This is a genomic window from Rhodococcus sp. YH3-3 (assembly GCF_001653035.1).
Classification (GTDB): Bacteria; Actinomycetota; Actinomycetes; order Mycobacteriales; family Mycobacteriaceae; genus Rhodococcus_F; species Rhodococcus_F qingshengii.
Window position 1 is genome coordinate 1,363,439 of record NZ_BCWH01000001.1, and the last position, 8,481, is coordinate 1,371,919.

Below are 8,481 nucleotides of genomic sequence, written 5' to 3' on the forward strand. Positions count from 1 at the left end.
GAATCAACCGATGGAAATTGTCATTGTCGACAGTGCGGAGGCGGCCGGCACCGTTGTTGCCGACGTCTTCGAACACGCGGTGCATTCAGGTGCACGGACTTTGGGCCTGGCGACAGGATCTTCACCGCTCTCGGTGTACCGCGAACTCGCGCGCCGTCACCGCGAGGAAGGGTTGAGTTTTGCCGGCGTGCAGGCGTTCCTGTTGGACGAATACGTCGGCCTGCCGGAAGGCCATCCGGAGTCGTATGCCCAGGTGATCCGCACCGAGCTGGTGAATCACCTGGACCTGGACGCGGCAAGGGTATTCAGCCCCGACGGAACCGCGCCGGATCCATTTGCCGCCGCGGCGGCCTACGACCGGGCGATTGCGTCGAATGGTCCGGTGGACGTTCAACTTCTGGGCATCGGCGGCAACGGTCATATCGGTTTCAACGAACCGACGTCCTCACTGAATTCGAGGACCAGGGTCAAGACGCTGACGGAACAGACTCGAACCGACAACGCCCGATTCTTCGAGAGTCCGGACGACGTACCACGGCACGTGATCACCCAGGGCCTCGGAACTATCTGCGAAGCAAAGCATCTGGTGATGATCGCGACCGGCGAGCACAAGGCCGCTGCGATTGCCGCTGCCGTCGAGGGGCCGCTGGCCGCGGTGTGCCCGGCATCGGTCCTCCAACTGCATCCACACGCGACAGTGGTGATCGACGAGGCAGCGGCGTCACAGCTTCGGCTCACCGAGTTCTACAAGACGGTGTCGGCGCACAAACCGCTTGCTCAGCACTACTGAGACATCGGACTAGACGGGCTCTCGCGTTTTCTCGAGTCCGAGTGCCATTTCGGGAGTGAGTAATTGGAAGTCGGATTCCCCACGCCGACGGATCCACACCGGATCGGAGGTGTTCCAGCGTTCGGCGCTCTGCGTTCGAGTGACCACCTTGAACGTCGCCGTTCTCGGGAACTCACTGCACACTCGGATCAAGGTCGGCTTCTGCTTCGGCCCGAGTTCCGGCCGGGAATCGATGTATTCGGCGACGGCTGCCGGGTCGAAGTTGTCGACATCGCCGACCGGAATCACCGACGCCATGACGCGGTCGCCGACGTCGCTGTCGGGGACTGCGTACACGGACACCTGCGCGAAGCCCGGGTAACCGACCAGGGAGCGTTCGATGGGTGCGGCACCGATGTTCTCGCCGTCCACTCGCAGCCAACCGGAACTGCGTCCCGCGAAGTAGACGTAACCGTCGACGTCGGTGTACGCCAGATCGCCACTCCAGTACTGGCCGTTGCGCATTCGCTCGGCGTCGGCTTCCGGGTTCTTGTAGTACCCGGCGAATGTGCCTGGGCCGGTGACATTGACCAGTTCACCAGTTGCCTCGTCGGCGTTGGTGATCCGGCCGTCGGCATCGAAGACTGCAGGCGGGCATGGCGCTCCGGTCTCGGGATCGAGGATCTTGACGCCGTCCGGGAGCAGTCCGAGGGCGCCGGGCCGGGGAACCGGTGCCGCGGAGATCGAAATGCCGCCCTCGGTGGAACCGAACCCGTCGATGACGCGAGCGTCGAAGCGCCGGACGAAGGTGGCGACGGCGGGCGCCGAACCCTCGTTGCCGTACATGATCTTCAAGGTGTTGTCCCGCTCGTTCGGCACCTCGGGGGTGGAAGCGATGAAGGACAACGGCTTTCCGACGTAGTTGGAGTACGTGATTCCGTACTTGTGAACGTCGGGTAGAAAACCCGAAGCGGAGAACTTGCGTCGCATGGCAATTCCCGCACGAGCGTGCAGCGCGACCGTCCACGCCGCCATCATCGCGTTGGAATGGAACATGGGCATCGCCATGTAGACGACGTCGTCGGCGCCGAGCCCGAAACGATCGGCAAGCATGACGCCGGGAGAGGCCAACTTGTGGTGCGTGCACCGAACCGCTTTGGGATCACCGCTGGTTCCGGAAGTGAAGATGAGCATCAACAGATCGTCGGGCTGCGCCGTCGACGCGTAGGCCGGCGTATCGGCGAAGGGCGCCAACAATTCCGCCCAGGCCGGAGAATCCACGTTGATCACCCGGACGTCGCCGAGATCGATGTCGTCGAGTAGATGTGCCTGGTTGTTCTCGGTGAAGATGACCTGGCAGTCGGAGAGCGCAATGTCTCGCGCCAATGCCGGGCCGCGCCTAGTCGTGTTCAGCCCGGCGGCGACCGAACCCGAGAACGATGCCGCTCCGAGCAGCAACGAGAACTCGGGGACGTTCTCCATCAGAAGTCCGAAATGCCTGGGGCGCGGTCGATCGAGCAGCGTGTCCAGCAGCGCTGCTCGATCGAACGAGCCTTGAACGTGCTCGCGCCAGGTGATGACCTGGTCCTCGAAACGGAGACCGCGGTCGTCGATCTCGCTGACTCCGAGGAGTAGATCGGAAACAGTGGGGCTCTGACTCATAGCTGCATCATCATCGATTCGTCTCGGACCAGGTCATGGATTTCCACTCGGTGGGACGCACTCAGGCAGGGACTGCGGCAAGTACCTTGCCGAGCGCGCGAAGCTGATCCGTTGCGTTGCCGAGCAGGAACTCGTGATGCTTGGCCGCGAGGAAGTAGCGGTGAACCGGATGGTCCTCGTCCAGACCGACACCGCCGTGAACGTGAACCGCAGTGTGCCCGACACGGTGTCCCGCATCTGCAGCCCAGAACTTGGCCGTCTGTACAGCGCCGTCGGAAGGAAGTCCTTCGCTCAGACGCCACGCGGCAGCCCACAGAGTCAGACGGACACCCTTGACGTCGATGTATCCGTCTGCGAGGCGCTGGGCCACGGCCTGGAAACTACCGATCGGTCGACCGAACTGCACACGCTCGGTGGCATATTCGGCGGTCAGCTTCAACGCTTGATCGAGCACTCCGTACTGGTAGGCGGTCGAACCGAGCTGAATTCGCTCGACGATCCACGCCGCGATGTCCGATCCCTGGGCAACCGAGCCGAGAACACGATCGGCCGGGATCTGCACCGAATCGAATTCGACGAGACCCGCGCTCGAGAAATCTGTGGTCGATTGCCTGGTAATGCTCACGCCCGCGTCCGACGGTTCGACGAGGAAGACCGCGACGCCGTCCTCGGTGATGGCGGGGACGAGGAACAGATCTGCGAGCGGTGCACTGTCGACGGTGATCTTGGCTCCGTCGATGCGCCAACCTTCGGCGGTCTTCTCGGCACGCGTGACGGGGTGGGCCGGGTCGTCGTTGTATTCCTCGGCGAGGGCCGCGGTGAGTATCTTCTCGCCGGCGGCGGCGGCGCTCGCCCATTCGTCTCGCTGCTTGTCCGAGCCGAATTCCGCTATCGCTGCGGCGGATCCGACGATGGACGTCAGGAACGGAACGGCTGAAACACCGCGTCCGAGTTCGGCCAGGATGCTGCACTGCTCGAGGACCCCGAATCCGTCTCCGCCGACCGACTCCGGAAGGGCCGCACCGAGGACGCCGGCCGAGGCCAGAGCGTTCCACAAGATGGCGTCGAAGCGGTCTTCCGCGGCGTCGAGTTCACGAAGGCGATCGTTGGTGACCAGTTCGGTGACTACGGATCGTGTCAGGCCGGACAGGTCCTGCTGGGCCTCGGTAAGGGTGAATTCCATGATCGTGGGTCCTTATCGCTTCGATGCGGGAAGCCGCAGAGCTGTCATTCCGATGATGTCGCGTTGCACTTCGTTGGTACCGCCGCCGAACGTCAGGATCAGCGAAGAACGATGCATACGTTCGATGCGGCCGCGCAGAAGGGCTCCGGGGGAGTTCTGCCTGATCGTGGCGGAGGATCCGAGGATTTCCATCAGCAAGCGGTAAGCCTCGGTGGCGAATTCGGTACCGAACACCTTGTTGGCGGACGCAGCTTCGGGGCCGGGAGCGTGATCGGTTGCGGAGGCGATTTCCCAGTTCATCAACTTCAGGTACTCGGCTTTGGCATGCACGCGAGCCAGATTGATCTGCACCCATTCCTGGTCGATCATGCGTCGGCCGTCGGGCAGCTTGGTGTTCTGTGCCCACTCGCGGACCTCACGCTGCGCGGTCAGAATCGGTCCGGCCGAGGTGAGGGCAACGCGCTCGTGGTTGAGCTGATTGGTGATCAGTGCCCAGCCGCCGTGTTCCTGACCCACGATCGACGACGCCGGGACCCGCACGTCCTGGTAGTAGGTGGCGCTGGTGTCGGGGCCGGCCATGGTGTGAACCGGTGTGTAGGAGAAGCCTTCTGCCGTGGTGGGGACGATCAGCATGCTGATTCCCTTGTGCTTCTTGGCTTCCGGATCGGTGCGGCACGCCAACCACACGTAGTCGGCGTACTGGATCAGGCTGGTCCACATCTTCTGCCCGTTGATGACGTAATCGTCACCGTCACGGACCGCCGACGTGCGCAGAGAGGCCAGGTCGGTGCCGGCCTCGGGCTCGGAGTAGCCGATCGCGAAGTGGAGCTCACCGCGAGAGATCTTGGGCAGGAAGAAGGCCTTCTGCTCGTCCGTACCGAAATGCATGATTGTCGGCGCTACCGAATTGATCGTCAGGAACGGCACCGGCGCACCGGCGATGGCGGCTTCGTCGGTGAAGATCAGCTGGTCCATCGCGGAGCGTTCCTGTCCGCCGTACTCTTTCGGCCAACCCAGGGTGAGCCAGCCGTCCTGGCCCATCTGCGCGACGACTTCGCGGTACACATTGCCTTCGCCGTACTCACCCGTCGTGGCGGCGAGCGCTTCACGCCGCTCGGGAGTCATCAGTTGTGCGAAGTAGGCACGCAACTCCTCCTGGAGCTGTTGCTGCTCAGGGGTGTAGGTGATGTGCATGGTTACCTCTCCATAGAGATACGAATCAAAGCGTCAACCATTCGATTGACACAGGTTCTATCGATGCGTACATCGGCGACAAGGGGCGCCCTCGCCGTCGCCGGCGGATCGTTCGACGTCCGTTCTCGGTACTTTTTCGAATCATTGCACACGACTGAAACAGGTTCTAGTGTTATCGCCAGGAACGGTGTGCGGCACAGCCCTGCGGCATTCGTTTCGTATCCGTGTTCGTGTGAGCAGTTGTGAGTAGAGAAGAGGAATCGCCATGGAGGTCAGGGTTGATCTGGACCGTTGCGAGGCAAACGGTGTGTGCGTCGGGATCGCGCCCGATATTTTCGACCTCGACGACAACGAGGAGCTCGTGATCAGTTCTGTGCGCCCACCGGAGGATCGCTGGGAGGATGTCCGTTCCGCGATCGCTCAGTGCCCGCGCGCGGCACTGACCGAACATCCGTGACGATGGTTGCCCAAAACAAGAACACGTTCTAAAGTTGCGAACTCGTGGGTCACGGCAATCGAGCCGGGTAACTCGACACACGACCGCAGAGAACCGGGAGAGCGCTTCGATGAATGCTGTGAACAGCCCAGAAACCAGTCTCGAAGGCAAGGTTGCCATCGTGACCGGTGCCGGATCGGGGCTCGGAAAGTTCGAGGCCATCGGTCTGGCGAAGGCCGGTGCTTCGTTGGTCGTCAACGATCTGGCCCCGAACGAGGCCGTCGAAGCGACGCTCGAGGAAATCCGTGGTCTCGGTGCCAAGGTCGAATTCGTGGCAGGCAACGTCGGTGAGCGTTCTACTGCCGACGCGCTGATGGAAGCAGCGCAGGGTCAGTTCGGCAGTGTCGACATCGTCGTCAACAATGCAGGGGTCGTACGCGACCGGATGCTGTTCAACATGTCCGACGAAGACTGGGATCTCGTACTCGAAGTGCACCTTCGCGGCCATTTCCTCTTGTGCCGCAACGCCGCTGCCTACTGGCGGGCGAAATCCAAGGAAGCCGGGGCGCCGGTGTACGGGCGCATCGTCAACACTTCTTCGGAGGCGGGTCTCCTCGGACCGGAAGGGCAGCCCAACTACGGCGCTGCAAAAGCCGGAATCACGGCACTGACGTTGTCGGCCGCACGTGGGCTCTCGCGCTATGGCGTACGGGCCAACGCGATCTGCCCGCGGGCACGGACGTCGATGACCGAAGGCGTGTTCGGCGACGCGCCGGCCGACGGCATGGATCCACTCTCGCCCGAGCACGTGGCTTCGCTCGTCTCGTACCTGGCATCACCAGCGGCCGACGCCGTCAACGGTCAGGTATTCGTGGTGTACGGACCGATGGTTGCGCTGATGGCGGCGCCCGTCGTCGAGCAGAGGTTCGACGCAGAGGGAGATTCCTGGTCGCCGGAAACGCTGTCCGCAGTGATGGGTGACTACTTCGCGGGCCGTGACCCGGCAAAGATGTTCTCGGCATCGGCTGCCCTGCGCGCGTTGGGCTGATCGACGGCGCTGATTCTCGGGTGCGCGACACGTAGAACCGTTGTTCACACTCAGGCGGTCTACGTGTCCACTTCCTGGTAGAAATAGCGTGTTCACGAGTCGGTGGGCGCGGCAGTTTGCTTGCGTTCTGTAACGAGACCAACGGTCTCGAAAAAACTGGACTGTGTTCCACTTTTGCATTCCTGCGAACGATGCGATATTCGATCGGCGTGCCCAGTCAAGGCTCTCGCATGGCTGAATTGCGAACCTGGCGCCGAAAGGCGCCGATCATTCAAAAGTATTAATTTCCAGGATATTTCGGCGAAAATCACATCGAAAAGGGATGCTTCCCATGTCTCCGATCTTCCGGTTTCGGATCGGCGCCGTGAGGCTACTCCTCAGAGTTGGACACTTGTTTTTGACAGGTGAACACGTTCTAGTTAATATGACCTGAGTCACAAGCTGTCGGGGGCTGGACTATGAGAACAGACAGTACTGCGGCAACCAAGGACGAGGAGGGCGAATGGTAGACCTCGTCGAGGTGCCATTACGAGCGGTCGGTGGCTTCTTTCAGATGTCCGCCCAAACCTTGAGGGCAGTCTTCTCCCGCCCTTTCCAGCGGCAAGAGTTCATCGATCAGGCCTGGTTCGTGGCCCGAGTCTCGATGGTGCCGACGGTGCTGGTCGCAATCCCGTTCACTGTGCTGGTCAGCTTCACCATCAACATTCTCTTGCGCGAGATCGGTGCAGCCGACCTCAGTGGTGCCGGAGCTGCCCTCGGCACCGTCACGCAGGTCGGGCCCATCGTCACCGTGCTGATCGTCGCCGGCGCCGGCGCAACCGCCATCTGCGCGGATCTTTCGGCCCGAACCATCCGCGAAGAGATCGACGCCATGAAGGTGCTCGGGATCAATCCCATCCACCGGTTGGTCGTTCCCCGAGTGCTCGCGTCGACAGGTGTGGCGCTGCTCCTCAACGGACTGGTCTGCACCATCGGCATCCTCGGCGGTTTCGTCTTCTCCGTGTTCATCCAGGACGTGAACCCCGGCGCCTTCGTCAACGGCATCACACTGCTCACCGGATTCGGTGAGCTCATGCTCTCCATGGTCAAAGCAGGGCTGTTCGGCATGATCGCCGGCCTGGTTGCGGCCTACCTCGGACTCAACGTCAAAGGCGGCGCCAAGAGCGTCGGTGACGCGGTCAACCAGACCGTCGTGTTCGCATTCATGGCGCTCTTCGTCGTCAACGTGCTCATCACGACCATCGGTATCAAGTTGACGGCCGGATGAGGCCCACGGCAGTCGGAGAGATCGAAGTGGACAGAACGACAAACGACAGACGGGAGGAGATCTGATGGCGTTGGCCGCAGCGGGACGCTTCCCGCGCACACGTCGACAGATCGGCTCGATCTCTCGCAGTATCGACAGCATCGGTGATCAAGCGCTGTTCTTCGCGAAGGCTCTCGGTCACGCTCCCAAGGCGCTGATGCGCTATCCACGTGAAACTCTGCGACTGATCGCCGAGATCAGCATGGGCACCGGTGCGCTCGCCGTCATCGGTGGCACCGTCGTGATCGTCGGATTCCTGACACTGTTCACCGGTGGCACCATCGCCGTTCAGGGCTACAGCTCGCTGGGCAACATCGGCGTCGAAGCACTGACGGGCTTCTTCGCCGCCTTCATCAACGTTCGCATCGCAGCGCCGGTCATCGCCGGAATCGGCCTCGCCGCGACCATCGGCGCCGGCTCCACCGCGCAGCTCGGTGCGATGCGCGTCTCCGAAGAGATCGACGCGCTGGAGACGATGGCGATCCCGTCGATTCCGTATCTGGTCAGCACCCGCGTCATGGCCGGCATGATCGCGATCATCCCGCTGTACTCACTGGCGGTGATCGCGTCGTTCGTCGCCAGCCGCTTTGCGACGGTGTTCCTCTACAACCAGTCCGGCGGCGTGTACGACCACTACTTCACGACCTTCCTGATACCCACGGACATACTGTGGTCGTTCGCCCAGGCGATAGTCATGGCGCTGGCCGTCATGCTCATCCACACCTACTACGGCTTCAACGCAACCGGTGGCCCGGTCGGCGTCGGTGTCGCGGTGGGTAACGCAGTGCGCGCCTCGTTGATCGCGGTCGTCACGGTCACCCTGCTCATCTCACTCGCCATCTACGGCGGGTCCGGCAACTTCAACCTGTCGGGATAGGCGGGC

General features: G+C 62.3%; 8 protein-coding genes. 5 read left to right on the plus strand and 3 right to left on the minus strand.

All coding sequences use genetic code 11. The features are described from left to right. Window positions 1–10: 10 nt before the first annotated feature. Window positions 11–790 carry a glucosamine-6-phosphate deaminase gene (gene nagB, locus YH3_RS06415; protein WP_042449513.1) on the plus strand — a complete coding sequence of 260 codons (780 nt, stop codon included), beginning with the start codon at window positions 11–13 and terminating at the stop codon, window positions 788–790. Between the two features lie 9 nt (window positions 791–799). Here the strand turns inward: nagB and YH3_RS06420 are convergent, their stop codons facing one another. The 3 genes from YH3_RS06420 to YH3_RS06430 form a co-directional block, all read right to left on the minus strand. Next, window positions 800–2,431, minus strand: a complete 1,632-nt coding sequence (locus tag YH3_RS06420) for a long-chain-fatty-acid--CoA ligase (RefSeq protein ID WP_064443136.1) — start codon at window positions 2,429–2,431, stop codon at window positions 800–802. A 61-nt stretch (window positions 2,432–2,492) separates the two neighbouring features. Next, on the minus strand, window positions 2,493–3,614 hold the full coding sequence (locus YH3_RS06425; protein WP_064443137.1) for an acyl-CoA dehydrogenase family protein: 1,122 nt from the start codon (window positions 3,612–3,614) through the stop codon (window positions 2,493–2,495). A 12-nt stretch (window positions 3,615–3,626) separates the two neighbouring features. Next, complete coding sequence (locus tag YH3_RS06430; protein WP_003945878.1) at window positions 3,627–4,808, minus strand: acyl-CoA dehydrogenase family protein; 1,182 nt, start codon at window positions 4,806–4,808, stop codon at window positions 3,627–3,629. Window positions 4,809–5,073: 265 nt separating this feature from the next. Between YH3_RS06430 and YH3_RS06435 the strand changes: the two genes are divergently transcribed. The 4 genes from YH3_RS06435 to YH3_RS06450 all read left to right on the plus strand — a co-directional run bounded on the left by YH3_RS06435 (window position 5,074) and on the right by YH3_RS06450 (window position 8,475). Next, the gene (locus YH3_RS06435) at window positions 5,074–5,265 is read left to right on the plus strand and encodes a ferredoxin (protein ID WP_007734330.1); all 192 of its coding nucleotides are present in this window, start codon (window positions 5,074–5,076) and stop codon (window positions 5,263–5,265) included. Window positions 5,266–5,374: 109 nt separating this feature from the next. Next, the gene (locus tag YH3_RS06440) at window positions 5,375–6,292 is read left to right on the plus strand and encodes a 3-oxoacyl-ACP reductase (RefSeq protein WP_003945439.1); all 918 of its coding nucleotides are present in this window, start codon (window positions 5,375–5,377) and stop codon (window positions 6,290–6,292) included. Window positions 6,293–6,794: 502 nt separating this feature from the next. Further along, complete coding sequence (locus YH3_RS06445) at window positions 6,795–7,559, plus strand: ABC transporter permease (RefSeq protein ID WP_003945687.1); 765 nt, start codon at window positions 6,795–6,797, stop codon at window positions 7,557–7,559. 64 nt (window positions 7,560–7,623) lie between these two features. Beyond that, window positions 7,624–8,475, plus strand: coding sequence for an ABC transporter permease (locus YH3_RS06450; RefSeq protein WP_003945759.1), 852 nt, complete (start codon window positions 7,624–7,626; stop codon window positions 8,473–8,475). Window positions 8,476–8,481 lie beyond the last annotated feature (6 nt).

Excerpts from the sequence above, each read along its gene's own strand:
- YH3_RS06440 (WP_003945439.1), top strand. The coding sequence starts at position 5,375 with ATGAATGCTGTGAACAGCCCAGAAACCAGTCTCGAAGGCAAGGTTGCC.
- YH3_RS06435 (WP_007734330.1), top strand. The coding sequence starts at position 5,074 with ATGGAGGTCAGGGTTGATCTGGACCGTTGCGAGGCAAACGGTGTGTGC.
- YH3_RS06450 (WP_003945759.1), top strand. The coding sequence starts at position 7,624 with ATGGCGTTGGCCGCAGCGGGACGCTTCCCGCGCACACGTCGACAGATC.
- YH3_RS06425 (WP_064443137.1), bottom strand. The coding sequence starts at position 3,614 with ATGGAATTCACCCTTACCGAGGCCCAGCAGGACCTGTCCGGCCTGACA.
- YH3_RS06430 (WP_003945878.1), bottom strand. The coding sequence starts at position 4,808 with ATGCACATCACCTACACCCCTGAGCAGCAACAGCTCCAGGAGGAGTTG.
- YH3_RS06445 (WP_003945687.1), top strand. The coding sequence starts at position 6,795 with ATGGTAGACCTCGTCGAGGTGCCATTACGAGCGGTCGGTGGCTTCTTT.
- nagB (WP_042449513.1), top strand. The coding sequence starts at position 11 with ATGGAAATTGTCATTGTCGACAGTGCGGAGGCGGCCGGCACCGTTGTT.
- YH3_RS06420 (WP_064443136.1), bottom strand. The coding sequence starts at position 2,431 with ATGAGTCAGAGCCCCACTGTTTCCGATCTACTCCTCGGAGTCAGCGAG.